General features: G+C 40.2%; 21 protein-coding genes and 1 riboswitch. Of the genes, 8 read left to right on the top strand and 13 right to left on the bottom strand.

What is annotated here, in order from left to right; all coding sequences use genetic code 11:
• Positions 1 to 129 precede the first annotated feature (129 nt).
• Positions 130 to 399 carry a hypothetical protein gene (locus RRG12_RS20060; protein WP_069069307.1) on the bottom strand — a complete coding sequence of 90 codons (270 nt, stop codon included), beginning with the start codon at positions 397 to 399 and terminating at the stop codon, positions 130 to 132.
• Positions 400 to 798: 399 nt separating this feature from the next.
• Between RRG12_RS20060 and RRG12_RS20055 the strand changes: the two genes are divergently transcribed.
• Positions 799 to 2,073, top strand: a complete 1,275-nt coding sequence (locus RRG12_RS20055) for a cation:proton antiporter (protein WP_420760470.1) — start codon at positions 799 to 801, stop codon at positions 2,071 to 2,073.
• A gap of 236 nt (positions 2,074 to 2,309) precedes the next feature.
• Here RRG12_RS20055 and RRG12_RS20050 read toward each other — a convergent pair whose 3' ends face one another.
• The 3 genes from RRG12_RS20050 to dprA all read right to left on the bottom strand — a co-directional run bounded on the left by RRG12_RS20050 (position 2,310) and on the right by dprA (position 5,724).
• A complete protein-coding gene (locus tag RRG12_RS20050) occupies positions 2,310 to 2,696 on the bottom strand; it encodes a hypothetical protein (protein ID WP_420760469.1) in 387 nt (128 codons plus the stop codon).
• 619 nt (positions 2,697 to 3,315) lie between these two features.
• Positions 3,316 to 4,422: a saccharopine dehydrogenase family protein gene (locus RRG12_RS20045; RefSeq protein ID WP_420760468.1), complete on the bottom strand. Its 1,107-nt coding sequence runs from the start codon at positions 4,420 to 4,422 to the stop codon at positions 3,316 to 3,318.
• Positions 4,423 to 4,605: 183 nt separating this feature from the next.
• A complete protein-coding gene (gene dprA / locus RRG12_RS20040) occupies positions 4,606 to 5,724 on the bottom strand; it encodes a DNA-processing protein DprA (RefSeq protein ID WP_420760467.1) in 1,119 nt (372 codons plus the stop codon).
• A 508-nt stretch (positions 5,725 to 6,232) separates the two neighbouring features.
• On the opposite strand from dprA, the gene RRG12_RS20035 reads away from it, so the two are divergent.
• Together RRG12_RS20035 and RRG12_RS20030 are read left to right on the top strand one after the other, a co-directional pair.
• Positions 6,233 to 7,291, top strand: coding sequence for an alpha/beta hydrolase (locus RRG12_RS20035; protein ID WP_420760466.1), 1,059 nt, complete (start codon positions 6,233 to 6,235; stop codon positions 7,289 to 7,291).
• Between the two features lie 579 nt (positions 7,292 to 7,870).
• Positions 7,871 to 9,496, top strand: a complete 1,626-nt coding sequence (locus RRG12_RS20030; protein WP_420758599.1) for an IS1634 family transposase — start codon at positions 7,871 to 7,873, stop codon at positions 9,494 to 9,496.
• Between the two features lie 379 nt (positions 9,497 to 9,875).
• On the opposite strand, the gene RRG12_RS20025 is transcribed toward RRG12_RS20030, so the two are convergent.
• The 3 genes from RRG12_RS20025 to RRG12_RS20015 all read right to left on the bottom strand — a co-directional run bounded on the left by RRG12_RS20025 (position 9,876) and on the right by RRG12_RS20015 (position 12,193).
• Positions 9,876 to 10,565, bottom strand: coding sequence for an ElyC/SanA/YdcF family protein (locus RRG12_RS20025; RefSeq protein ID WP_069074910.1), 690 nt, complete (start codon positions 10,563 to 10,565; stop codon positions 9,876 to 9,878).
• Complete coding sequence (locus RRG12_RS20020) at positions 10,565 to 11,221, bottom strand: DUF2301 domain-containing membrane protein (protein WP_420760465.1); 657 nt, start codon at positions 11,219 to 11,221, stop codon at positions 10,565 to 10,567. The genes RRG12_RS20025 and RRG12_RS20020 overlap by 1 nt, the downstream gene beginning before the upstream one ends.
• Positions 11,222 to 11,368: 147 nt before the next feature.
• A complete protein-coding gene (locus tag RRG12_RS20015) occupies positions 11,369 to 12,193 on the bottom strand; it encodes an SAM hydrolase/SAM-dependent halogenase family protein (protein WP_420760464.1) in 825 nt (274 codons plus the stop codon).
• A 110-nt stretch (positions 12,194 to 12,303) separates the two neighbouring features.
• Between RRG12_RS20015 and RRG12_RS20010 the strand changes: the two genes are divergently transcribed.
• On the top strand, positions 12,304 to 12,459 hold the full coding sequence (locus tag RRG12_RS20010) for a hypothetical protein (RefSeq protein ID WP_176727237.1): 156 nt from the start codon (positions 12,304 to 12,306) through the stop codon (positions 12,457 to 12,459).
• A 164-nt stretch (positions 12,460 to 12,623) separates the two neighbouring features.
• Here the strand turns inward: RRG12_RS20010 and RRG12_RS20005 are convergent, their stop codons facing one another.
• The 5 genes from RRG12_RS20005 to RRG12_RS19985 form a co-directional block, all read right to left on the bottom strand.
• The gene (locus tag RRG12_RS20005; RefSeq protein ID WP_420760463.1) at positions 12,624 to 13,067 is read right to left on the bottom strand and encodes a GNAT family N-acetyltransferase; all 444 of its coding nucleotides are present in this window, start codon (positions 13,065 to 13,067) and stop codon (positions 12,624 to 12,626) included.
• Positions 13,068 to 13,393: 326 nt separating this feature from the next.
• Positions 13,394 to 15,181 (bottom strand): aspartate--tRNA ligase, encoded by a 1,788-nt coding sequence (aspS, locus tag RRG12_RS20000; protein WP_420760462.1) that lies wholly within the window; start codon positions 15,179 to 15,181, stop codon positions 13,394 to 13,396.
• 156 nt (positions 15,182 to 15,337) lie between these two features.
• Complete coding sequence (locus RRG12_RS19995) at positions 15,338 to 15,967, bottom strand: chloramphenicol phosphotransferase CPT family protein (protein ID WP_069070292.1); 630 nt, start codon at positions 15,965 to 15,967, stop codon at positions 15,338 to 15,340.
• Between the two features lie 202 nt (positions 15,968 to 16,169).
• Positions 16,170 to 16,598 (bottom strand): hypothetical protein, encoded by a 429-nt coding sequence (locus RRG12_RS19990; RefSeq protein ID WP_420760461.1) that lies wholly within the window; start codon positions 16,596 to 16,598, stop codon positions 16,170 to 16,172.
• A 95-nt stretch (positions 16,599 to 16,693) separates the two neighbouring features.
• Positions 16,694 to 17,563, bottom strand: coding sequence for a zinc metalloprotease HtpX (locus RRG12_RS19985; protein ID WP_420760460.1), 870 nt, complete (start codon positions 17,561 to 17,563; stop codon positions 16,694 to 16,696).
• 1,078 nt (positions 17,564 to 18,641) lie between these two features.
• Between RRG12_RS19985 and RRG12_RS19980 the strand changes: the two genes are divergently transcribed.
• On the top strand, positions 18,642 to 19,838 hold the full coding sequence (locus RRG12_RS19980) for an MFS transporter (RefSeq protein ID WP_420760473.1): 1,197 nt from the start codon (positions 18,642 to 18,644) through the stop codon (positions 19,836 to 19,838).
• Positions 19,839 to 20,005: 167 nt separating this feature from the next.
• Here RRG12_RS19980 and RRG12_RS19975 read toward each other — a convergent pair whose 3' ends face one another.
• Positions 20,006 to 22,081 (bottom strand): potassium channel family protein, encoded by a 2,076-nt coding sequence (locus RRG12_RS19975; protein ID WP_420760459.1) that lies wholly within the window; start codon positions 22,079 to 22,081, stop codon positions 20,006 to 20,008.
• 104 nt (positions 22,082 to 22,185) lie between these two features.
• Positions 22,186 to 22,270, top strand: a riboswitch (Fluoride riboswitch).
• Positions 22,271 to 22,365: 95 nt separating this feature from the next.
• Between RRG12_RS19975 and RRG12_RS19970 the strand changes: the two genes are divergently transcribed.
• The 3 genes from RRG12_RS19970 to RRG12_RS19960 are packed head-to-tail and all read left to right on the top strand — an operon-like array spanning position 22,366 to position 25,727.
• Entirely contained in the window at positions 22,366 to 24,015 is a 1,650-nt protein-coding gene (locus RRG12_RS19970) for a cation:proton antiporter (protein WP_420760458.1), read from the top strand.
• Positions 24,016 to 24,075: 60 nt separating this feature from the next.
• Complete coding sequence (locus RRG12_RS19965) at positions 24,076 to 25,404, top strand: voltage-gated chloride channel family protein (protein ID WP_420760457.1); 1,329 nt, start codon at positions 24,076 to 24,078, stop codon at positions 25,402 to 25,404.
• A 26-nt stretch (positions 25,405 to 25,430) separates the two neighbouring features.
• A complete protein-coding gene (locus RRG12_RS19960; RefSeq protein WP_420760456.1) occupies positions 25,431 to 25,727 on the top strand; it encodes a hypothetical protein in 297 nt (98 codons plus the stop codon).
• Positions 25,728 to 25,749: the final 22 nt, after the last annotated feature.

Raw genomic sequence — 25,749 nt, 5'->3', positions numbered from 1 at the left:
TCAGAAATCAAAGCGGATTCCTATAGTCGTCTGTCTCGTTAATTATGAGTGGTTATAAAAGTTCGTAGTCAGGACTTTAGTCCTGACTACGAACTTAGTAATGCAGATATTCTAGGCGATGCGATCGCATCAAGCCGCTTCCCGCAGTTGTGGTTGTGACGGCACACTCACCTCTGGAAATGAAAGCGAGAGTTGTTCAGCTTGAGGTACTGCGGCTTGCTGCAAAACTTGAACTTCGATATTCACGCTCACCAAATAACTACCTGTATCAGCACCAACTGCTTCGGCAATTAGTTTAGCAATATCTGGGCGTTTGGCAGTCAGCGGGTCACGTAAAATACACCGATCCCATTCATGCTTGGCAGTCGGATTGAGGTTGAGAATATAATGCTTCATCATCGAACTAACCCTTGAATCCATCTTCCAGAAGGTTTTCACAGAGCCATTATGCATTTGGCTAGGCTTTGTGGACGCTCTCTATATTATAGTATATTTGTACTAACATAGGCAATATCTGAGTGAGAAAGTAGGAGATTTAGACCATTAGTAGTAAGTGCAGAGGCGTGTATTAGGTATATTCCCGTGCTAGATCCCATTGTTTTGGGGGCTGTATTTGAATCGAGAGGCTAATAATCAAAGCGCGTCCTCTCCAACTTGGCAGCCAATCCCCAGTCCCCAGTCCCCAGTCCCCAATCCCCAATCACTAATCCCTGAAAATCTGCCCATAGGTAATTCCTAATAAAAAGCTATTGCAACTAAGCTTACAAAGCAACGCCAAATTTTTATATAAATTGCTATATGGTAGATATCTATATTATTGACCTATTTGTGATTGGTCTGCTTTTGTTGATGGTCACATTAGCGTCAGGTTTAATTGCTCGCTTACCTCTTTCTTTTGCGATTATCTACCTACTGGTTGGCATTTTTCTAGGCCCTTATAGTTTAGGTCTAATTCAATTACGTCAAGATGAAGCTTTCAACGCCGAATTATTAGAGAGATTAACAGAACTGGTAGTAATTATTTCTGTATTTAGCTGCGGCTTAAAAATTGTTCGCCCATTAAGGTTAAAGGTTTGGGATATTACGGTGCGATTAATTGTCTTTCTGATGCCAATTTCAATTTTTGCTTTGGCTGCTGTAGGTAAATTGTTTTTAGGAATGAATTGGGGAGAAGCAATTTTATTAGGGGCAATTCTCGCACCAACAGATCCAGTCTTAGCATCAGAAGTACAACTGACCAATACAAACGACCAAGATGAGTTGAGATTTGGTTTAACTTCTGAAGGTGGATTAAATGATGCTTTAGCTTTTCCCTTCGTTTATTTTGGCATTCATGCATTAGAAGATGATAACTGGAGTAACTGGTTTCAACAGTGGATTACGGTTGATTTAATTTGGGCGATCGCAGTTGGTATTATTATGGGAATTGCTGTTGCTAAATCAATAGTTTGGATTGACGAAAAAATTCAAAAGCGTCTCCCTTCCGATAAAATCATGGAAGATTTTATTGCCATCAGCATAATTTTGTTAACTTATTCATTAACAGAAGTAGTTAATGGCTATGGATTTCTGGCAGTATTTGTAGCTGGTTTAGTCGTCCAACGCAGTTATAAAAATCCTGAAAAGCCGCTAGCACAATTAGAATTTATTGAGCGACTTGAAAAGCTCCTAGAAGTTGGAACAATTTTACTATTGGGTTCAATATTATTATTGCAACCAATGCTCAATTATGCTGTGCAATCTTTGATAGTGATAATTTCATTATTTTTGATCATCAGACCTTTAGGAGTTTGGATTAGCACAATAGGTAAAAGCCCTCTAGAATCACGCCGTAGAAGTATGCATCCAGGAACTCGTTTGTTATTTGGATGGTTTGGTATTCGCGGTGTTGGCTCTTTATACTATCTCGCCTATGCCTTTGGTCATGGCTTAAAAGGTGAAGCTGCCGAACAAATTGCCTGGATAACTTATACTACGATTGTAGTCTCTGTGATTGTGCATGGAATTAGTGCAACTCCATTAATGAAGTGGTATGAACACAATCTTAGTAATCAAAGAAAAACTACTTCATAAATGTAGGGTCAATACAGTTCGGTTCAGGAGAGAGACGCGATAAATCGCCGTCTCTACAAAGAACTGATTATTGTAAAGACGGCGATTTATCGCGTCTTTGCGATCTAGGGCGTGTCATCAAAAAACCTTATCCGAACCGTATTCAATGTAGGATGTGTTATGCCAAAAGCTAAAGCACTTTAAACTTTTGTGCCTTATTATCGGCGATTACACAACCTACAATTTAATTTTATTAACTATTTACCTGTCACTTTTTCAATCACTTCTTTCGCTTTTTCACCAAAACTTTCTGGAGGATTTTGTTCTTTCTCAGCCTTCAAATTCCTTTCGTAAGCCTTCTCAATAGTATTAAGGTTGGTGGAATCTTTTTTTGCTTGCTCATAAGCTTTTTGTCGTTCTTCTTCTCGAACGCCTACACCTGGGTCATATTCGTAAGCACGATTAACTTTTTCTTCAGAATTCGGTTTATACTCTGGAGGTATTAGCTTTAATTCTTCAAGAGTAGTTGCATAACTAGCTTGCTGACCGACAATAAATGAACCTGAAAAGCTGATGAAAATCATCAAGCCAACAACCAAAATACTAGAAAATGCTTGTTTGAAAGTTAATACAATTTTTTGCATTGAGAAATCCTCCCATTTTATTTATGAGTCTTTTCCATGTATAAATAGATTCGATACTCAAGACTCACAGGCATACTAAATGTTTAAGTACAGTTATTACTTCTACCGCAGGATATATTAATTTTTAGTTATATTTCCTTTTTTTAGCTTAGTGGGATTTTACCCTAAATAGCTCTCCCTAACCCCAATACGGTTCAGTTAGGCATGAAAAAACTTGTAGAGACGGCGATTTATCGCGTCTCGAAAAACCAAAATTGTTGCCAGTAGGCCTTAGAGGTTGTTTGAAAAGTCTTTGGCTGTGATTTTAAGTACTTGTTGATCCCCCCTAACCCCCCTTAAAAAGGCTACCGTGTATACACAAGTCGAATTACCCCCCTTAATCCCCCCTTGGAAAGGGGGGAAAAAGAAATCTAGTTCCCTCCCCTTTGCAAGGGGAGGGTTAGGGTGGGGTAAAACCTTGGGTTTTTCAGCTATTTCAGACTTGTGTATACACCGTAGCCTTAAAAAGGGGGGAACCGGAATTAAAGTCCCCCTTTTTAAGGGGGATTTAGGGGGATCTAAAACTTTTGATACCGACAAGAGGACTTTTAAAACATCCTCTTAACCCAAGCGTATTTAGCTATAACCAACTGTAATTAATTTTAATTCCTCGGCTTTGCATTGCCTCTTCAAATAAATTTGTTGGTAGTGCTTCTTCCACAGCAAAAACACCTGGTTTATTGAGTTTGCCTTCTAGCAATAATTGGGCAATACTACCTGTGCCACAACCAGAAGCCATAGCTGTATTTTCATGCACTATAGTTGAACAATAAACAGCAGTTTTACCATTTTTTTGCCCTGTCACTTCTGAACGAACTGCTACCCCAATTCCACTAAAATTATTAGTGACATCTGTCATTGAGTGGCTGACATGAGATAGAAATTCAATCATGTAACGTCGCTGCATTAACCACTTGGGAAAAATGTGTGCTGCAATCCAAGTTAGATGATTGTAAAAATCGGGAACAGAGCCAAACTTAGTAATTACAGTTTTTACTGATGGGAAAGCATGGGGCAGTGTAAAGGTTTCTGGCATATCAAACCAGTAAACCCCGCTACGTCTATATGGGGATGGAAACTCAACTACTTCCCTTTCACTGTAAGGCTTGACTATTTCCCATTTTCCATCTATCCAAGCCTCAAAAGGATACTGCAACCCTAGAAAAGTTGTCCGCATCACTGTAATGCCAGCACCACCAGAACCAGAAACTAAATAACTTAAATGGATCTTTTCTGGTTGATCAAATTGTTCAACTCCCTGACGTACCATGCTATTAGAAATACCAGGGAAAATACCAGTGTTAATAATTGCTGTCACACCAGCAGCAGCAGCTTGTTCATGATGACTGAGAGCCTTGCTGGTATAGGAGCGATGATCGCTGACATCTAGATAATTAACGCCCTGAGCAATACAGGTTTCGAGAACATTAGTATCTCGATAGTGAAATGGCCCAGCACAATGGATGACTAAGTTAGAGTTTGCGATCGCATCTCGCAGCTTGTCAACTTCTACTAAGTCCAGTATCAAAAACTGCACTTGTCCTCCTGAAGATAAGCTAACAGCCCTCCCAAACTCCGCAGAACGTCCAGTAATTGTAATTTTTGCCTGCGTATGGGTAGCTAGATCCTGAGCAACACTGCTACCAATCCGCCCTCGTCCACCAAGAATTAAAACGCTGTCTGTCATTACTCCAAATTCGCAACACTAACCTTATTTCATCAGTTTTGTGTCCTGTTTGCCATCGGTTATAAGTATGATTTATACAAGTTAACGAAATTTCTGCTACAAAGATGTTACCAGGGACGTACATTCAGTAAATCGCAAAGTTTTCCTCAAGAGCAATGCTTGGACAATGTTGTTTTTTAACTCTTAACTTTTTTGATAGCGCATTCCTGGTAGTTGCGAAACGAAACCCATAAGTTCCAACTGTAACAAAGCACTGGAAACTGAGCCAGCAGCCATACTGGTTTGTTGGACAATAAAATCGAAGGGTAAAGCTTCACTTGCGAACGCATCCATTACCCTTTGTAGTTCTGGTGATAAAGTTGGCAAACTTAACTGTTCTGGTGCTGTGGAAGCCTCGACTCCATCAAGTTGTGGTATTGCTCCTAGCATTGTTAAGAGTTCATCTAGTTCCTTAAGAATGAAAGAAGCTCCCTGACTCAGTAACTTTAAGCACCCTTGCGAGGGGTAATCATCCAGTCTCCCAGGTAATGCATAGACATCTCTACCAAATTCATTTGCATAAGTGGCTGTTATTAAGGCACCAGATTTTAACGGCGCTTCCATGACCAAGATGGCGCGGCTTAAGCCTGCAATAATTCTATTACGACGTGGAAAGTGCGTGCGATCAGGTGGGGTTTTTGTCGGGTACTCACTCACAACTAACCCAGCTGTCAAAATTTGCTGGTACAAATCCCGATTTTTATGTGGATAGATGACATCTACACCAGTTCCCAAAACTGCGATCGTGCGTCCGCCTGCTTTCATAGCAGCGCTGTGGCTTTCTGTGTCAATTCCCTCTGCCATTCCAGAAACAACTGTAAAGCCATTTTTAGCCAAAGCTGTGCTAATTTGGCGAGTCCAACGAATACCGTATTCTGAGGGTTGGCGTGTTCCAACAATTCCAACCAGTGGTTTTTGTCCGAGATTTTCTTGGAGTTCGACTTCACCGCGATAGTACAAAATCGGCGGCGGACTTGGAGTTTCCAGCAGTAAGCGGGGATAATCTGCATCTGCTGGTGTCCAGAAATGAGAGTTTTCCTGCTGGTGCTTAGTGAATAGTTGTTCTGGTTGCAAACGCGATCGCTGTTGTACTACTTTTTCTAATGTTTGCAAACCAAAACCTTCCACTTCTCCCAATTGTGCCTTGGTAGCGTTCCAAGCTGTTGCCAGCGTACCAAAATGCTGTTCCAGCCGTCGCAATAATACCGGGCCAATTCCAGAAATTTGTGCCCAAGCTAGCCAATATGCACCTTCTTCTACCACCGTTCCATCCTCACGCCTACTGGATTGAGTATTCCCAAATTTGACCTCATACCAATTCAATTAATAATTGCAACACATCCTTGGGTGAAGACGCGATTCATCGCGTCTCTACAAGATGGTTTATTTGTCGCATTCTATTTGCATACCTGCACCTCACCGGATTGAAAATGGCTATACCCTTGACCTTTTTTTAATTAAAAATTATTATTCTTAATTTTTAATTAATTTGGGGTACAAGCCCCCACAGATAGCGCAGCGTTAGCGAGTCCGCGTACTCTTACAGAGAAGCAAGCTACGCGCAGCGTCTCGTAGAGAGCGTCTTGCAATTTTTAATTAATAATTTTTAATTTTTAATTGGAGCAAAGCGACTTGACTTTTGACCCTTGACTCTTGACTATTAACTATTGACTATCTATTTTTATATTCTGTGATGAAATATTTCTATCGTCTTCTAATAAGCCTATGTGGGTGCCTAATATTTTTACTGCTGCATAGTGGACTTGGTTTGTTGCCTAGTTTGGCAGCCGAAAAAGTTACTGTCAGGTACGGATTGTTTGAGCAATCGATCCCAGTGGCAGATATACGCAACTATGACAAGACACAAAAGGCTTCTAGCGATTTGCAATCTTTCCTAGATTACCTGAGCGATAAAGAGAAACAGAAGTTTCAAGATGCCCTTCAAGTAAAAATGTCTCTTGATATTGTGGCTTTAGATAAGCTGCTCAACACAGGAATGGGCAAGCAAATTTTATCTTTTGCTTCTAGTGCGATCGCTCGTCGCGATCAAGCCAGTACACAAGCACTACGATCTGCCTTGATTTTAGGATCAAAATCACCAGAAGGTCTAGGCATAACCAGCTTTCTAGAAGCTTATCCTAGTAATCAACTAGTTGTTGACGTGTCAAAAATTTCCCGGTTAGTTGGCATGGCAAACTCTTCTTCTAGTTCTGCTGATGCACCACCAAAGGACAATGTAAGTACTTCACCTTTAGGAAAAATCGCACTGCAATATCAGACACTCGCAGCCCAAGATAAACAATTCTCCGGTTGCTTGTTTGGCGATTCTATTTCGGCTGGACTTGGTAATACCCTTGGGAGTGGTACTTTTAATTTTGGGTTAAATGGTCTGAGTACAATCTCTTTATTGGAACAACTGAAAAGTTTAATTCCTACTAAGGTGAAATGCGAAAAAGCTATTATTGCCATAGGTGGAAATGATGCTTGGTATGGAATTAGTGATGAGTTGTTTAGCAAAAATCTCCAAGAGGCGATCGCACTTGTGCGAACAATGGGAAATAAAGAGATTTTTCTCATTCCGGCTTTTTATTCAACAGTTGCAGCAAGCTCAGATCCAACTGTAGCAGCCCCACTTTCTAGAGTTGAACAAATTAATGTTCTGATTAATCAAGTTGCTGAAACAGAAAAAGTGCCAGTTGCAGCAGCAGGACTAGCACCCTTGTATGAAAATAATGTTCTTAAAGAAAATTTGACCAGTGATGGCGATCATCTGAATGCAGAGGGTCTAAAAATTTATCGGCAAGCATTATTAGAAATACTGGGTAAGTAAGTATGTCAACCTAAAAGCTTATTTGACAAGTGTTTCGCCGTGACTTTAGGCACTTTTCGATCCCCCCTAACCCTCCTTCAAAAGGCTACGGTGTACACACAAGTCTGAAGTAGTTTACGAATCTGGTTTTTACCCCACCCTAACCCTCCCCGATGCATTGGGGAGGGAACTAGATTTTCTATTTCCCCCCTTGGCAAGGGGGGATTAAGGGGGGTAATTAGACTTGTGTGTACACCGTAGCCTTGCAAAGGGGAGGGAACTGGATTTCCGGTTTCCTCCATTTGCAAGGGGCGATTGAGGGGGAGCGAAAATTTTTGATGCCGACAAGAGGACTTTTCAACCCACATTCCGCACTTCAAAATGTAGTATAAAAGCCTAAATAATGATTTCCGAATACAAGTAAATAATAAGACATGTGAATCTTTAATAAACTCGCAGAAATAAACCTGTGTGACGAAGACGGTGAGGCTTACATTGCTGAGAAGAAATTGATTTCAAGCTTTGTCTAAAACTAAATAGACATTGGTTCAATCCAAGTGAGACAATTCATATAAACTCAAAAACATTTGAGGGTAAAAAATGTCTCCAATCGAAAATACTCAAATTAAAAATATTGACCATTTAGGAATAGTAGCTGGGTTAATTGATGAAATAGGAATAGTTGAAATAATTAATTCCCAATTAGGAATAGACCCTCGTGAAAAGATAACAGCAGGAACACTGGTGAAAGCAATTTTAATCAATGGATTAGGATTTGTCTCAAGACCTTTATATTTATTTAGTCAGTTTTTTGATGATAAAGCTATCGAAATATTATTGGGAGAAGATGTAAAAACTGATTACATCAATGACGATAAAATTGGCAGAGTTATGGATAAGTTATATAAAAGTGGATTGAATAATCTGTTTATGGAAATTGTATTATCAGTAATTAAAAAATTTAATCTATCTACAAAATACTCACATTTGGATGCAACATCATTTCATCTGCATGGAGAATACAACAGTGAAGAGCATCAGGAAAAAGAATCGGAAATAACCAGGGAAAGACCAATAATTATCACTAAAGGATATTCTCGTGACCACAGACCAGATTTGAAACAATGTGTTTTAGATTTAATAACTAGTAGTGATGGAGACATCCCATTATTAATGAGAGTTGGAGATGGAAATGAAGCGGACAAAGCTGTATTTGGCAAAATCTTAGTAGAGTTTAAAAAGCAAATAGATTTCGATAGTATTATGGTCTGTGATAGTGCATTATATAGTCAGGAAAATCTCAATTTAATTGCACATTTAAAATGGATAAGTAGAGTGCCAATGACCATAAAAAAAGCACGAGACTTAGTGCAATTGGTAGAGATAGAAGAGAGAAACACACAATCAAGAGAGAAAGGGGTAGCCCAAACTTTAGATGAATACCAGTGGAAAGAAGAAATAGTAAATTATGGTGGGATTAAACAAACTTGGCTGATAGTAGAAAGCCAAAAAAGAAAGTCCAGTGATTTAGAGAAGCTAGAGCAAAGGCTCAAGAAAGAAAAAGTTAACGTTGAAAAACTACTACAAGAATTAAAAAGAGAAGATTTTGAAACTCCGCAGACAGCCAGATATAAACTAAAAGTCATCAATAAAAAGCTGAAACTCTTTGAAATTAAAGAACTCCAACTTTTTGAAAGTCAGTCAAAACAGAAGAAAACTGTTTATAAAATCTCAGCAGAGATTCATGAAAAACTAGAAGAGATAGAAATCCTCAGAAAATCAGCCGGAAGATTTATTTTAGCGACGAATTTAGTTGATGACGAAAAGTTAACACCCTCAGAAATTATTACAACTTATAAAAATCAACAGTCTTGTGAAAGAGGATTTAGATTTCTGAAAGACCCTTTATTTTTTGCAGATAGTTTTTTTGTAGAAAACCCTGAGCGCATTGAGACGATGTTATTTTTAATGTCTTTGTGTCTGTTAGTTTATAATCTTGGTCAAAGGGAACTGAGAAATAGCTTAAAAAGACTCAAAGTCGGCATCAAAAATCAACTAGGAAAATTAACAATTTCTCCTACCTTAAGATGGGTCTTTCAATGTTTCCAAGGAATTCACTTTTTGACTTTAAATGGAATTAATCAAGTGATTAATTTAACCTCAGAACGCCATTATATTTTGAATTGTTTACCATCATCTTGTCAAAAGTATTATCTACTTTCTTAAGCTAAACACTGTTTTCAGATTGAATCAAAATTTATCAACATCTGGAGGAACAATCATTGCTCTTCAAAATCAGCGTCCTTGCATAACCTATTTTATGGGTCAAATTTTTTATATTTGCTCATTTATCTTCATGCGTTAGATTCATTCTGTACTCTAGTTCTTAACTATCCTAATTTTTGGCTTTTCTCTTCCTCGTAATCTTTTTATACTTCAATTTGAAGTGCGGAATATGGGTTTCAAACATCCTCTAATTAAACATAAAATGCTCATTAGATAGACCCCCAACTTCTCAAATAAGTCGGGGAATTACGAATTACGAATTACGTTAGCGCAGCGTTAGCGACGCAGGAGCGTCATTACGAATTACGAATTATCACTATTAGGCTTTCCAATTCAAAAACCGTGCATAAACATAAGCGATGCCTTCATCAATAATTGTTCGCACACCTGCGCTAGAATCCCACCATTTTTCTGGATCGTAATCTTGCGTTTTGGCAGCAATCACACCAACTTTGATATCAGGATTCAGTAATTTTTTGAAAATTAGCCAGCTTCTACGGGTATGAACATCCAAAGAAAAAAGATTAATTGATTCTATCTGTAAATTTGAATTGGATAGCCAGCGATAAAATTCAGCAGCAGATGCATAACTACGATCCTTAACCACGAAAGGTGTCGGAACAGCTACCACTTTTTCTGTTTCTAAACCAAGTTTTATGAAGGTGGCGGCTGTCACCTCTGCAAAGTTCTTGTATCCGGTAAGATAACTTCCTTTTCCTAATGTGCCTCCGGTGGTAATTATTTGACTATAAGAACCATTTTGAAATTCAGCCAAAGCTTCTTCTATAGCATAATCTGGTAGCCATCCTTCAACAATTAATGCTTGTGCTGATTTGATTGGGGAAGTTACGGCGAGAAATGAGTGTACATGAGTAATAGTGAAAAATATTAAATAAGCAATCAAAGCGATCGCAATCGCCCACCCTTGAGCCGTAAGTGTCCACATTTCTTGGCGTTTGATTAGTTTGACTTTTGGAAACTTTTGACACCGACGATTTTTTGCCTGCATTAAACCTTCGCTAAACGTTGTTCTTTCAAATAGGTAAATACAGACTTATCTCCAATATCCGCAGGAATTTCTTGCACTGTCTTTCGCAGGGCAAACACTAAAAATAACATCGCCCAAATTCCTAATAAAATACTTTCTCCCTGAGTTGGTAAAATTCCCACTAAATGTCCTAATAATAGTAGCGGTACTATTGGGGTTAATATTTTGGTTTCCAGGCGATTGAAGCAAAAAGCCTCTTTAAAATAAATACCTGTCAAAGCAACGAAGATAAAACCAACTCCGAATAAGGTAATCGGTTGATTGTAAACAGTAAGAGCCAAAGGTTCACTACTAGAGATTGCCAATATCACTGATGCGATAGTACCGATCGCCCAAAAAACTTGCAAAGTTCGGTGCAGTGATGCCATGTAGATATGAATGGTAAATAAACTTACACCAAGGGCGAGACTAAAACAAGCATATAGAGGTGTCAGGATGGTGAAAACAGTCGGGTTATTGTTGAATAAAACCAAAGCGCTGCCGATGGCAAAGCTCAGTGCTGCTACCATTAACCCAGCGCGGTAGATAATTACGCCAGTGCGATCGCTCTGAGTAATTGTAAATTCCCCAAACTGGCCTTGATAAACTTCTGGTGCTGAGAGTGTTTGTGTAGTCATAGTTAAGAATATAATTATGATTCTCTTGTAGAGTACAACAGGAAATTGCTCAAGGGTTACTTTTATTATTATGGGCAATGAAACGAACTTAATGTCACCATATCTAAACTTATGTCTTTCAGCAGTTGCTTTATTGCAATTCAAGTCTTACAAAAACAAGACTTGTAGTGCATCTTGTAAATTAATCTGTAACTGTGAGTGAGCATTGCCGCAATTAATGGCAATTTCTACCCATCCGTGACTGCCAACTAAAGCTATTATCTCTCCAACCTTAACATCACTGTAAGTTTCACAGCCTGGTATATTCAACCCGGCGGCTTGCACACACCAAGTTTTGCCTTGGACGTAACTCTCTGGAATGTTGCTCACTAGGTTGCCAAAGTGGTCAATATATTGAATGCAACCCACTACATTAGTGGTTGTTTGCTTACAGTCGCCTATATCTAGCTTTACCAAACTTGCTGGATCAATTTCTTTACCTAACTGTTTGAGAGGAACACCACTAGCAAGATTAGCTCCCACTGGTGCAAAGATATCCCTACCGTGAAAAGTCTTGCTTGGTTGAGGAGTTCGCCAATAGTTAAGATTTGTGAGTTCGACGGCTGCGTAGGCGTAGCCCGTCGTAGACATCGCTGGACTTTGACTGAGTATGCCGCTGAATATACCATTATCTGGGCCTACGAGGAACCCTTGAGCAAATTCTACTGCGATCGCTCGTCGTTTGCTTCCCACACCCGGATCTACTACTGCTACATGCACTGTCCCCACTGGGAAATAGGGATAAGCATTCATCAGGCTAAACCTGGCTGCGGCGATGTCTTGCGGCGGAATTTGGTGCGTTAAGTCTACTATCGTCAGTCTGGGGTTGATTTGGGCTATGACTCCCTTCATTATGCCTACATAAACATCGCGATCGCCGAAATCGCTCAGTAAAGTCACGAGTGGTTGTTGATCTATCTGCTTTTTGGACATATTTTGGTAAAAATATATAAAAAAATATTTTTCTGTAGCAACAGCTACAAAATATGTGTTATGTTAAGAAGACAAGACAATAAAGTGAAAAATTAAACCAGGTAATCACTATGAATCAAAATAGACTACAAAGTGTGAGCAAAGCACGAGAAACTCACAGAGCGAATATTCAAAAAAGCCTAGAGCATCGCTTAGAAATAGCCAGAGCAAAAGGCGACGAACAGCTGATTCGTCAACTGGAAGCTGAGATGAGATATTCCAGTTAAATCAAGTTTTCATTGTTCATAGTTTTGTTGTTTAACCCGCTACGGCGGGTTTTTTGTTTTGAGGGGGTTTCTAGCAATTTCGCTCTGATAGCGTTTTTCAATTACGGTTAAGACAAGAGACGCGATGAATCGCCGTCTCTACAATAATCAGAACCGTATTGACACTACTGTAACGGTAAAGCGTAATGGTAAAATTCTTTATTCTTAACGTAATCTCGCGCTTCATAGAGTTTTTGCGCGGTTATGTTAGAAATTTGAGTAGCTAAAATTACTCGAATGGCTCCACTTTCTTGTGCATATTTTTCTGCAACACTCATCAATAACTTTGCAATTCCCTTGCGGCGATACGACTCTTCCACATACAAATCGTTCAATATCCATACTCGTTTCATTGACACTGAAGAAAAGCTGGGATAAAGCTGAGTAAATCCAACTAATTCCCCATTGTCATTAGCTGCAAATATTACCGAGTCATTATTCTGGAAACGTTCTCTGAGAAACTCTTTAGCAGCTTCAAGGTTTGATGGCTGATTGTAAAAAATACGATACCGATCAAATAGTACTGAAACACTTTCAAGATGATTAATATTAGCTAAGAAAACTTCCATTGAGTGTCCTCATCACTTCAATGCAGTTTATACCACAATCCGGTTTAGTTAAGGGCTACTGGCAAAAATCTTGGGTTTTTGAGACGCGATAAATCGCCGTCTCTACAAGTGTTTGCGTCTGATCTGAACTGTATTGGTTTATAGCCAATACTGCTTGGTTAAAGTAAATGGCAGGTGAAATCAAGAAAGATATGTTCGCGTTTTACGATAACAGCAAGCTTTTATTCATTATCTTTGCTTTCTCATGGGTTTGTAGTAAGCACTTAAGTGCTTAAAAATCCAGGACTAAAGTCCTTACTACAAACTTTTATAACCCCACTAGTTCACTAAGACTTTGGTTTATAAGTCGAAGCTACGTGCAATTCTTTCAACTGTTTAGCATCTACACTCGAAGGTGCATCTGTTAACAAACAACGTGCTTGTTGTGTCTTTGGAAAAGCAATTACATCTCGAATAGATTCTTCTCCAGCTAGCAACATTACCAAACGATCTAGACCGTAGGCAATGCCACCATGCGGCGGTGTACCATATTCAAATGCTTCTAAGAGAAAGCCAAATTTACTTTGTGCTTCTTCAGGAGATAAACCGATGGCTTCAAATACCTGCTGTTGAATTTCTCGCTGATAAATCCGCAGACTTCCGCCGCCAACTTCTACGCCGTTGAGTACCAAGTCGTAAGCTTGGGCGCGTGCAGTCTTTAAATCGCTCAAATCATCAGGATGAGGTGCTGTAAATGGGTGGTGCAATGCTTCTAGACGCTTTTCGTCAGCATTCCACTCGAACATCGGGAAATCTGTAATCCAGAGTAAGTTGATTTTTTCTGGATCAATTAAACCAAATTCTTTAGCGATCGCTTGCCGTAATCTATCTAAAGTTTTATTAACTGTAGCAGCATCACCAGCCCCAAACAACAGCAAATGTCCAGCTTTTGCACCTGTACGGCGTAAAATTTCTTGTTTTTGTTCTTCGCTTAGGTTGTCTTTAATAGCGCCAATGGTGTCAATTTCGCCATCATCCCTGACGCGGATATAAGCTAAACCTCTAGCACCGGCTTCACTGGCTTCTTTGAATAAATCGCCGCCTGGTTTAATTCGGACATTAGAAATTACATCGTTACCGTTGGGAATGGGTAAGATTTTGACGATACCACCATTAGTCACAGTGTCTCGAAAGACTTTGAAACCGGAGTCTTTCACAATATCTGAGACATCAACTAATTCCAAACCATAGCGGGTATCTGGTTTATCACTCCCATAGCGTTCCATCCCCTCAGCATAGGTGAGACGGGGGAAAGGGCGCTGTAACTCAATTCCTTTAACTGTTTTGAAGATATGGCAAACTAAGTTCTCATTTAGTTCAATAATTTCTTCTTGGGACATGAAGCTCATTTCCATGTCCAACTGAGTGAATTCTGGTTGTCTGTCGGCGCGTAAGTCTTCGTCACGAAAACAACGGGCAATCTGATAATATCTATCTAAACCGGATACCATCAGCAATTGTTTAAATAGCTGGGGTGATTGCGGCAAAGCATACCACTCACCAGGATTGACGCGACTGGGTAGAACATAATCCCGCGCTCCTTCTGGGGTAGAACGGGTAAGTATTGGGGTTTCGACTTCGATAAAACCTTCCAAATCTTCCAGATAACGACGCATGGCTTTGACAATTTGATGACGCAGTTGCAAATTTTGCGCCATGCGTTCGCGTCGCAAATCTAAATAACGATATTTCAGCCGCAAGTCTTCGCGCACTGTCTCGGTGTCAGCTACGGAAACTTGGAAAGGTAACTGTTTGCGAACAGCATTGAGAAGTTTAATTTTATCGGCGTAGATTTCCACCTCGCCTGTTGGGATGCGGGTATTCAGCGATTCTTCGGGACGTTGTGTTACCCTACCAGTGATTTCAACAACATATTCATTTCGCAGGGCGTTTGCATGTTCGTAAGAATCTGGGGTGCGTTGCGGATCACTAACGATTTGGACGATTCCAGAGCGATCGCGTAAATCTAAAAATATCACACCACCGTGATCGCGGCGACGGTCTACCCATCCGTAAAAGGTAACTGTTTCTCCAATATGTTCTTTTCGGAGTTCGCCGCAATAATGAGTTCGCATAAGTGTTAATTATTGTTTCCTGGGCTAGATTGGGAAGAAAATGTCAAAGCCTTCCCATTATCTAGCATCAATAGTAATTGTAGTAGTTCTGGTGAAATAAAAAATCAAATAATTTCACACTATTACAACTCAGTCGGCAAGAAAAATTCGATGTACTTAAGTATGTTGTGCAGCGAGTCGTTGGAATGCCGACGGTGCTGGATTATCTGCGGCGAGGTGCTGGCGTATCACCTCGGCACACGCACCTGAGCTTAACAACGAGGTATCGACTTCAAGATCATAGATGCCAGGAATGTGGACTTCATGTTGCCATAACTCAACTGGGTGTGGCTTCGCGGAGTCGGCTGCACTTCCTACGTTCCAACCTGTGTTTTGTCGTCGTTCCATAATGCTCTCAATGGGACAGCGAACGCCTACAAACAAGACCGGCAATCCGTTCAAACGTCGGGCACTATCGGACAGAATGCCCTGGGGAATTGCGTAGGCATCATGGTGTCCGACATCAACCACGACATTCAAACCTAAGCGGCTGTGAGCGGCGATGGACTCATACATAGCGCTGTACAGAATGGGAACAAAGGGTTCGAGGTCTTGGCGTTCTCCCCCTGGTCGCAGACCGATCCCAGGCAGGTATCGTGCGGGAGTCATTTGCATAAACCTATCCACACCCAAGTTCATCCACAGACCATCAAATGTCTCCTGGATCACTGCGACAATGCTCGACTTTCCTGATCGAGGGGCACCATTCAGGATGATAATCTGTCCTAGCTCCTGTGTCTGCCTCATGATCACTCTTTGCGTCCTTAATACATATAGTTAGCAGTTCCACGTTAAGGCTAAAATGTTAAATCGGCAATTGAAAATGTCTCTACCTCAGCCATGAGGCATTGGCTGAGGTAGAGACATAACGGCGAATGACCCTCGCCAAGGTTTGAGTTGACACTAAATAAGTCTAAATTGATCTGCGATCGCACCCTTCATACCATCTTTAACGAGAGTAAGGGTGATTGAAGGTATCCCAAGCAGCAATGGCCGCCTTTTGCAGGCGAAAGCTGAAGTCTACTAAATCTTTCATTAATAAGTGCCAGTTTCTCTCAGCTTCATCCTGAATTACCACCCAAGAATTTTCTAAGCGATCGTGTTCCATCAATTTCCTTCCTTCAATTAATGCCCGTGCTTGACGCACAACTTTCAAATATGTCTCACGGGTAAGAGTACCTGCGGAATCAGCCTCAGCTTGAGCGCGTCTTTTTAGCGCCTCAATCAGCGCTTTAGTTTCGCGCTTCACCTCATCAGTTTCACCAGCCATTTCGGTTTCCACTAATTCGTCGGTTTCAGAACTGATTTCTACAATTACGATGGATTCGGTAGATTCAATTACTGTGGCTTCAATGGATTCGATGTTGTTAGCATTCATAGTTAAAACATCCTTAATTGCAAAGTATGTCCGTTGATGAAAACTGCACCCTGTAATGGTAGTAACAAGTCATTGCAAATTTCACAAATGACAAATTAATAAGTTTTTGTTGGCAGTTGTTGCTCTAATTTCAGTAATGCTGCAACTCGCACTTCTGTAGCAGGATGACTGGAGAATAAGTTACTCAAAAACTGTCCAGAGATAGAATTGATAATCAATAACGGCTCATAAGCTGGATTGGCATTTAAAGGTATCTGTTTTGCTGAGGCTTCTAACCGTTGCAATGCCCTAGCTAAGGCGCGGGGATTACCAGTTAATCTAGCAGAACCGGCATCAGCAGAGAATTCTCGTGTGCGCGAAATTGCTAGCTGAATGATTGTCGCCGCCACTGGTGCAAGTATGACTGTTAATAAAATTCCTATTGGATTTCCACCTCTGTTGTCATTTCGTGAACCACCGCCAAACCATAAGCTGTAACTAACCATTTGGGCTAGGAATGAGATAGCACCAGCAACAGTAGCAGCAACAGCTTGTGTGAGGGTGTCACGATTAATAATGTGGGTGAGTTCGTGGGCGATAACGCCTTCGAGTTCGTCCTCTGGCAAGATATTTAAAATGCCTTCGGTGACAGCCACAGCAGCGTGTTCGGGATCGCGCCCTGTAGCAAAGGCGTTAGCACCTTGACTAGGAACGATGTAAACTCTGGGCATGGGAATATTGGCGCGATCGCTCAATTTTTGCACCATCTGATAAAGTCCTGGTGCTTCCCCTTCACTCACAGGCTGGGCCCGATATACTGCTAGCGCAATCTTATCTGATTGATACCAGGAAAACAGGTTTGTTGCTGCTGCCAAGCCAATCCCGATAATCAAGCCACTAGAACCGCCAATTACCCAGTAACTAATTGCGATTAAAAGACCACTTAGCGCAGCTAGTAAAGCAGCCGTTTTCAATTGATTTGTCATGTTTTCGCTCTCCTGCTAATGCTGTGTAAATTTTTGAAAAAACAGCATTACTTCAGCTACACTTCGATTTTATCTAGCTAAACTTAGATATATGGTACAGAAAACCTATCAGAGAAGTACGGTTTTCTCACTTAACTTTTAGAAATACTAATTTAGTTGTTTTTGATACTTATCTTTTATCAACAAAATTGCTGGGTTATAAATCAATCCGCTTGCGTTAAAGGCTAATTGTACAAAATTGTGGGTTTTTGAGACGCGATAAATCGCCGTCTCTACAAGTGTTTTGGTCTGATGTGAACTGTATTTTTTTATAAAAAAAACGCATCTATCTACAGGAATAAATTACCTACCCATTGCTGTTAATTTATATCCAGTTAATTATACAAATTCTGAGTCTATTCCTTGTGCCTGATATCCCTGTTCAGTAAATAGCTGAAAATCTAATTTGCAGGCTTTAAAGCTTTAGTAGATTATACCAAATTTAATGTGAAGTTGCATTAATACTTGTCGGGTTTTGGGGAAAAGGGTAAGAGGGTGTTTGAAAAGTCTCCTCGTCGGTATCAAAACGTTTTCGATCCCCCTAAATCCCCCGATAAATTGGGGGACTTTAAGGATTTTCCCCCCTTTTTAAGGAGGGTTAGGGGGGATCAACCAGTGCTTAAAATCACAGCTAACCACTTTTCAAACATCCTCTAAGGGGAAAGAAAAACTTAAGTGGACTAAATCGATTGTTCAGTCCACTTAAGTGGACTTCAGCTATGAGACTCGGAATTCATTCCGAAGCGGAATAGAAACGCAGTCCGAGATTTTTTAATAAAGATATGAATGCGACAAGACTTGTGTGTACACCGTAGCCTTAATAAGGGGGGATCGAATTATATGCAGCTTCATAAAAAAATTGGTATTACAAGTATCTTTGTGCATTAAACAAATCGCGATCGCAGATTTTGCAAGAAAGCAAAGTATTCTCACTGTGCTAGCAAACACAGCAACGGCTATAGATACTGATATAGTAATAATATTTTCAAAAATCTTTACAGCAAATGAATTGGCTGTATACATAGCAGAAATAGGCAATATGCAGCTACAAAATAAATTTGTCCAGAAAATCCCCCGGACTGTTTGGGTTTTGGGGTTTGTCAGTCTGCTGACAGATATTAGTTCCGAGATGATTAATTCTCTGTTGCCCTTGTTTCTAGTATCAGTTTTAGGGGCGAATATTTTGACTGTCGGCATCATTGAAGGTATTGCAGAAGCAACAGCTTCAATTTTAAAAATCTTTTCGGGAGTATTGAGTGATTACTTGGGACATCGTAAGGGATTAGCGGTGTTTGGCTACGGATTATCAGCCTTTGTAAAACCTTTATTTGCTGTAGCTACCAGCCCAACTGGAGTATTAATAGCTCGATTTGGCGATCGCATTGGCAAAGGTATCCGGGTAGCACCCCGTGATGCTTTGGTTGCCGATTCCACTAATCCAGAAGTACGCGGTGCAGCTTATGGATTGCGTCAATCTCTCGATACTATTGGAGCATTTTTGGGGCCTTTGGCAGCATTTGCCCTGATGGCTGCTTCCCAAAATAACTTCCGCCTGATTTTTTGGCTAGCACTCATCCCTGGATTCTTTGCAGTGGCTTTATTAGCAGTGGGAGTGAGTGAACCAAAAACAAGTGAAATTCAAGGGAACCGAAGCAACCCTTTGCAATGGGAAGCTTTACGCAGTTTGGGTAAAGGATACTGGGTACTTGTAGCAGTGGCGCTGTTATTCAATTTAGGCAACTCCAGTAATGCTTTTTTGTTGTTGCGAGCCGAGCAAACAGGTATTTCAGCCTCACTCATCCCATTGACATTAATGATGATGAACATCACCTACTCATTCAGTGCCTACCCAATAGGAATACTTTCCGATCGCGTGGGTAAATTTGGGTTACTAGTAGGCGGATTTCTCTTATACGCCCTGGTGTATCTGGGTTTTGCTTTCGTGCAGACATCTTGGCAAGTCTGGGGATTGTTTGCCCTTTATGGTTTGCATTTGGGTATGAGTAAAGGATTGCTATTGGCGCTAGTGGCAAATAGTATCCCTGCAAATCTGCGCGGTACTGCTTTTGGATTCCTAAATTTGGCTGTAGGATTAGCGCTTTTACCCGCCAGTCTGCTAGCTGGTGGATTGTGGCAAACATTGGGAGCGGAGGCAACATTTATAACTGGAAGCTTATTTGCGATCGCTGCTGTTTTATTGTTAGTAATTAATAGGAAAAAATATTTACAAATATAAGGCAATACAGTTCAGTACCCAGTCCCTAGTGGTCTATCGCATTAAATATAATGAGTTTGTACTAAGCACTTCAGTGCTTAAAAATCCAGGACTAAAGTCCTTACTACAAACTTTTATAACCCTTCAGATACTACCCAGTCCCTAGTCCACAATCCCCAATCCCCAGTTCAATTTGTATCTTGAACAAATGGTTTCAACCGGGCTGTAACTCTTAATTTACTAAGTCTTCTTACTAGTAACAGAGCTTGTTGTTTATATAATGCTGTTGGTAGCAGTCCAGGTAAATTATGCATCAACTCTCTAGCAGTGCCGATGTTACATCCCGATATTATACTGATTTCATTTGCACCATCAAAAATAGCATCTTGAGCTAAAACTTTCTCAATCTGTACTTGCCAATTTCGAGGAAACATTTCACCTCGTTCAATTCGCTGGAGGCTATGACTATTTGCCAGAACAATCAGGCGATCGCCAATAGCAAGTTGTGTATGATCGGCAGGCATGAACTTAACAGGCGATCGCCTGAGACTTTGATATAAAATTGGTACGACTCCATAACCATAGGCAACCTCAGCCAATAGTAATCCATTCAGTGTATCTCCAGCTTCAATCATGTACTCTACTACCAAAATAGTTTGAGTATCGAAGTTAAATAAGCTGAGAATATTTTCTCCAAAAGCCGCAGCAGCAAATACTTCTGCTGAAATAGCAGAGGTACAAATAACTTGAGCATAAGGAAACAATCGTGCGACATTATCACGAAAATATCGGTCATAAGTCCGAATGACCACACGAGTTTTAGGACTTTTAGCGTATGCCATCAAAGCTATTTCCAAATTTTCCATGTCATCGTCTGTAACTACAACGACACTTTTACTATGAGCGAGATTTACCTTATCTAAAGCATCGGCAATATTATCAATAATCAGTGGTATTTTGTTGAGAAAATCGGCGTTAAGTGCTGTGCTACTAATACCCACCACAGGCTGCTTGAATTCTTCTAACAAAGCCGCGACTCGCTGACCGACTCGATTTAATCCAATAAGTACAACATGGTCTTTTTGGGGGATTGATGGCTGGTAATTATTAAAAAACTGGAACCTTGAACTTAACAGAGTATCAGTTAGCAACGCATATAAAACCCCAACAAAACCTATACCAGTTACAGTTAGCGCGAGGCTAAACAATCGCAACCATCCTGGCATATTTTCAGCCGGCTCTGGTGGCGTTTTAAAATTAACACCACCAAAGACATCTCCATATCCTCCCAAAAGCAAGACAGCAATAGCATAAAATGCTTCTATTATGTTACTTTCAGGATAATTTAAGATATAAATAATTGTTCCAAAACACCAAAGAAAAAGTACTGTAATTCCACAAATAATTGCCACCCGCAAACTCTGATAACGAGAGAATGTCCGCGAGAGATATACTATTTTATTTTTTAAATTTTTCCAGGTTCTACCTAATACAATCTCTTGCCATAACTGCTGCCAGTTATGTTTACGCACAGTAGCAATTTGTTTTAAACTTTTAAGCTGCTCTGTAACTTCGATATAAATAATCGTATCACCTGGTTTTAATGTCGTTTCTGGTTCCCAATGATTAAATTCTTTAGGCAAAGGAGATGAATCATTAGCGTAATTTAAAACCCGACGATATAAAGTATTTAATTCATGTATATGCCATTTATTAGCCCAGTTATCACTTATTTTTATCTGACGCTTTACTACCCGAAATTGACGTTCTTCCAGTTGGAAATATCCAAGATTGTCATCTCCAAGGGCTGCCAGAGCAAAGCCAGAAGCGGAAATTTGATTCGGCTCAAAAGCAATAAAATTACCAAGGGTCTGACTTAACAGTTCATTGAGATTTTGTTTGTCAGAACGTACAACCAGGCGAATTTGAGGATTTAAAAGCCTTGCGGCAAAGGCAGCTTCTATATTTACTCGTTCATTGCTAGTGACTAAAAGTACAGTTCGACACCGAGAAATGTTTGCCTGTTCTAAAACACTGCTCTGACGACAATCTCCGATGAATAAGTTTTCTAATAAACTTAATAAATTTGGTATTTCCAAATGTTGGGGTTGTTCTTGATCAATAGCATTGACAACAGCACCATACTCTTTTAGTACTGCAACGCAATGCTGACCCAAACTTCCTAGCCCACAAACTAAAAACTGATCTAGTTTTGTCTGAGAATCTTCAACAGGCTGATAATTACTTTCTGATGATGGCAGCATATAATACCGCCAATGATACACATTATTTAACTAATATTATTTATATCGTAGAATACCAAAGATATTGACTCACAGCAAAAATGGTATTATCAATTTAATGAAAAACTATCAATGGTGATGGAGCTCGCCAAAACCGCCTTTCCAAACGGATAATTTTTGATATGGAAGGCTGATGGCTCCTACTTTCTTCGCTAACTGCGGGAGAGTAGGGCTTGGCTAAATGCATTACCTGACTCCCCTGTAGAAAGCATCTGTCTACAAATCGCGCCTCAAGGAGTCATGGGATGTTAGCTAGTGTATTGTGGATTTTAATGATGGGCTTTTTTGCCGGTCAACTTGCCCGTCGTTTAGTAGCTCCGCCTTTAATTGGCATGATTTTAGTGGGGATTATCCTTGGCCCCCAAGTTCGGAATGTCATCAGTGAAGATGTGCTGGGTGCTGCTGATGAGTTAAGAACTTTGGCGGTAATGATTATCCTGATGAAAGCTGGATTGGGTTTAGATAGAGAAAAACTGGCTCAACAGGGAACTGTGGCGCTGCGCTTGGGATTTTTGCCAGCAGCAACAGAAGCGATCGCGATCGCAATTACCGCTATGATAATTTTTAAATTTGACTTCCCCACTGGATTACTCTTGGGTTGTGTGATTGGCGCTGAATCTCCCGCTGTAATCGTCCCAGGAATGCTCAGGTTGAAAAGTTTAGGTTGGGGTGTCACAAAAGGAATTCCCGATGCAATTTTGACTGGCAGTGCTTTATCTGATGTATTGCTATTACTAGTTTTCAGCCTACTGCTAAGTTTCTTAGGTGACGGAGGTGTTGAGCAGATTACCCTACCTGGGGGATTCACTTTGACTGCTCTGCAATTGCTGCCGTTCCAAATTATTATGCAAATATTGCTGGGAGTATTGTTTGGCTATTTAGCAGCCCGTTTATTAGTTTTACTATTAACCAAACAAAACTGGACTCAGAATGCCGTTCAAGATACTGTGATTGCTGCCAGTTTAGCTTTATTCCTGGTCATTGTTGCTCATGCTTTGCCTTACTTTTCTGGTTATTTAGCAGCAATGGCTATGGGGTTTTTCTTAATTGAATTAGATGCTCCCTTAGCCCGAAGATTACGCGGTGGATTTGACAGTTTATGGATAGTAGCTGAGATTTTTTTGTTTGTCTTGTTAGGGGCAACTATTCAACTGCAAGTATTAGAAAAGATTCTGTTACCTGGCATTATAATTCTGGCAATTGGTTTACTGATTGGTAGGATGTTGGGCTGGTATCTCTCAACTTTAGGTAGTAATTGGAATTGGCGAGAAAGATTATTTCTGCTACCAGGAAACTCAGCCAAAGCCACAGTCCAAGCTGCCATTGGAGCAATACCCCTCTCCCAAGGAATTGCTGGAGGTGAGATAATTTTAGCGATCGCAGCTCTATCAATTTTAATCACTGCACCGTTAGGCGCTTGGGCAACCATGACCTTTGCGCCGAAATTGCTCACAAAAGGCGAAGTTGACCCCACCAAAGTCACAGTTGCTACTCGTACCTTGTTATTGGCAGCCGTAGATACATCGAGTTTAGCCACAGAAGTTTTAACCAAAGTAGCAGATTTAGCACGCCGCAGTAATGGGGAAGCAATAGTTCTGCATGTAGTTAACACCTCAAATCAACAAGATATCCAACAAATAAAAGAACAAAGCAAACAGTTGTTATCTGATATCAGCTATGAATTTTTGACTGTTACAGGCGCAATACCAGAAGAAATTATTCGCATTGCTCAAGAGTATTCTGTCACTGCGATCGTTATGGGCAAACGCGGTCATAAATCTTGGGAGCAAGTGCTGATTGGCTCAGTATCACAAGCAGTTTTAGAAGCCAGCCCAATACCTGTAATCTTGCTAGAAAACCGTCAGCATAATGAAATTTTAGATTTTAGATTTTAAATTGAAAGATCAATCTCAAATAGAGTAATTTTGGAGTTCTACTTTAATTACGATTTTTTTATGAAAAAGCTACGTCAATTTGAACCTTTTATTGCCTTACCTCACCTAATCAAATGGCTGCCTATTTCTTTTGTAGTTGGCATTCTTGCTGGAATTGCTTCTGCGGCTCTTTTAGCATCATTGGAATGGGCAACTGATTGGCGAGAATCACATCGCTGGATTATCGCTTTCCTTCCCATTGGCGGCTTCTTAAGTGGTTGGATTTATCATCGATTTGGTCAAACTGTAGAAGCTGGAAATAACCTTTTACTTGAAGAAATCCATCAACCCAAAAATATTATTCCCTTCCGCATGGCTCCTCTTGTTTTACTAGGAACAGACCTCACCCATTTTTTTGGAGGTTCAGCCGGTCGTGAAGGGACAGCATTACAAATGGGTGCTTCTTTGGCAGACCAGGTGACTAAAATACTGCATTTGAAAGGGGCTAATCGGCGAATTTTATTAACAGCTGGTATAAGTGGGGGATTCGCTTCAGTTTTCGGTACTCCCTTAGCTGGAACCGTATTTGGTCTGGAAGTTTTAGCGATTGGGAAGATTCATTATGATGCTCTTTTTCCTTCTTTGATTGCTGCGATCGTAGGGAATCAAGTCACCTTACTATTGGGTTTACATCATACCGCATACCGACACGCTCCGTTAATACCGACGCTCACAATTTGGGGACTAATTTCTGCAATTATTGCAGGTGTAATCTTTGGAATAGTCGCAAGATTTTTTGCTAAAATAACTCACAAAATTAGTCATTTCTTTAAAACCAAGATATCTTATCCTCCAATGCGTCCTCTGATAGGTGGTGCGATAATAGCAGCAATTGTTGGATTGAGTGGAACAACCAAGTATATCGGGCTTGGTATCCCAACAATCGTTGATTCTTTCTATACTCAGCTACCTCCTTGGGATTTTGCAGCCAAATTGGGTTTGACTGCTTTAACTTTAGGTGCAGGTTTTAAGGGTGGAGAAGTGACACCTTTGTTTTTTATTGGTGCTACTTTAGGTAATGCTTTATCGTTGCTTTTAGCATTACCTGCACCACTCTTAGCCGGAATGGGATTTGTGGGTGTGTTTGCGGGCGCAGCAAATACACCTTTAGCATCAATCTTAATGGGAATTGAATTATTTGGTTTGGAATCAGGAGTATTTATTGCTATTGGCTGTGTAGTGAGCTATTTATTTTCCGGTCATTCAGGAATTTATTCTGCACAGCGTATTGGGTTGAGTAAATACTCTGCTGTATATTTAGAAGAAGGGGTGACTTTGGCTAATTATGGACAACCAAAAATTGATTTACCCGATGATAGTGAAGAAAGAGGAAGTAATTCTCAGGAATAATTTATTAATGTAATTAATGGATACTGATGAAGAATCATGGATTTGGCAAACTAGTTACTTTTCTAAATCAATTGGGACAAAAGAAAATTAGTTACACATTAGCCCATCATCGGGATGAAACTATTATGGTAAATGTGGCGGTGGCTGGTGAACGATGGGAAGTGGAATTTTTTGAGGATGGTTCGGTTGAAGTAGAACGATTTATTAGTAGTGGAGAGATTAATGGGGAAGAGGTTTTTAGTGAATTATTTGCTATGTATTCAGAGCCAGAAACTAATTCTGCCAAACATACCCAAAATTCTAATTTGGCAAGCACGACGTGAAGGCGATCGCACTTTATTTACT

The sequence above is a fragment of the Nostoc sp. CALU 546 genome (assembly GCF_048836525.1).
The sequence above is the reverse complement of the archived record's forward strand: the minus strand, read 5'-3'. Positions and strand labels throughout refer to the sequence as shown.

Coding starts and splice junctions, on each gene's coding strand:
- RRG12_RS20060 (WP_069069307.1), bottom strand. CDS start 399: ATGATGAAGCATTATATTCTCAACCTCAATCCGACTGCCAAGCATGAA.
- RRG12_RS20055 (WP_420760470.1), top strand. CDS start 799: ATGGTAGATATCTATATTATTGACCTATTTGTGATTGGTCTGCTTTTG.
- RRG12_RS20050 (WP_420760469.1), bottom strand. CDS start 2,696: ATGCAAAAAATTGTATTAACTTTCAAACAAGCATTTTCTAGTATTTTG.
- RRG12_RS20045 (WP_420760468.1), bottom strand. CDS start 4,422: ATGACAGACAGCGTTTTAATTCTTGGTGGACGAGGGCGGATTGGTAGC.
- RRG12_RS20030 (WP_420758599.1), top strand. CDS start 7,871: ATGTCTCCAATCGAAAATACTCAAATTAAAAATATTGACCATTTAGGA.
- RRG12_RS20025 (WP_069074910.1), bottom strand. CDS start 10,565: ATGCAGGCAAAAAATCGTCGGTGTCAAAAGTTTCCAAAAGTCAAACTA.
- RRG12_RS20020 (WP_420760465.1), bottom strand. CDS start 11,221: ATGACTACACAAACACTCTCAGCACCAGAAGTTTATCAAGGCCAGTTT.
- RRG12_RS20015 (WP_420760464.1), bottom strand. CDS start 12,193: ATGTCCAAAAAGCAGATAGATCAACAACCACTCGTGACTTTACTGAGC.
- RRG12_RS20010 (WP_176727237.1), top strand. CDS start 12,304: ATGAATCAAAATAGACTACAAAGTGTGAGCAAAGCACGAGAAACTCAC.
- RRG12_RS20005 (WP_420760463.1), bottom strand. CDS start 13,067: ATGGAAGTTTTCTTAGCTAATATTAATCATCTTGAAAGTGTTTCAGTA.
- aspS (WP_420760462.1), bottom strand. CDS start 15,181: ATGCGAACTCATTATTGCGGCGAACTCCGAAAAGAACATATTGGAGAA.
- RRG12_RS19995 (WP_069070292.1), bottom strand. CDS start 15,967: ATGAGGCAGACACAGGAGCTAGGACAGATTATCATCCTGAATGGTGCC.
- RRG12_RS19990 (WP_420760461.1), bottom strand. CDS start 16,598: ATGAATGCTAACAACATCGAATCCATTGAAGCCACAGTAATTGAATCT.
- RRG12_RS19985 (WP_420760460.1), bottom strand. CDS start 17,563: ATGACAAATCAATTGAAAACGGCTGCTTTACTAGCTGCGCTAAGTGGT.
- RRG12_RS19980 (WP_420760473.1), top strand. CDS start 18,642: ATGCAGCTACAAAATAAATTTGTCCAGAAAATCCCCCGGACTGTTTGG.
- RRG12_RS19975 (WP_420760459.1), bottom strand. CDS start 22,081: ATGCTGCCATCATCAGAAAGTAATTATCAGCCTGTTGAAGATTCTCAG.
- RRG12_RS19970 (WP_420760458.1), top strand. CDS start 22,366: ATGTTAGCTAGTGTATTGTGGATTTTAATGATGGGCTTTTTTGCCGGT.
- RRG12_RS19965 (WP_420760457.1), top strand. CDS start 24,076: ATGAAAAAGCTACGTCAATTTGAACCTTTTATTGCCTTACCTCACCTA.
- RRG12_RS19960 (WP_420760456.1), top strand. CDS start 25,431: ATGAAGAATCATGGATTTGGCAAACTAGTTACTTTTCTAAATCAATTG.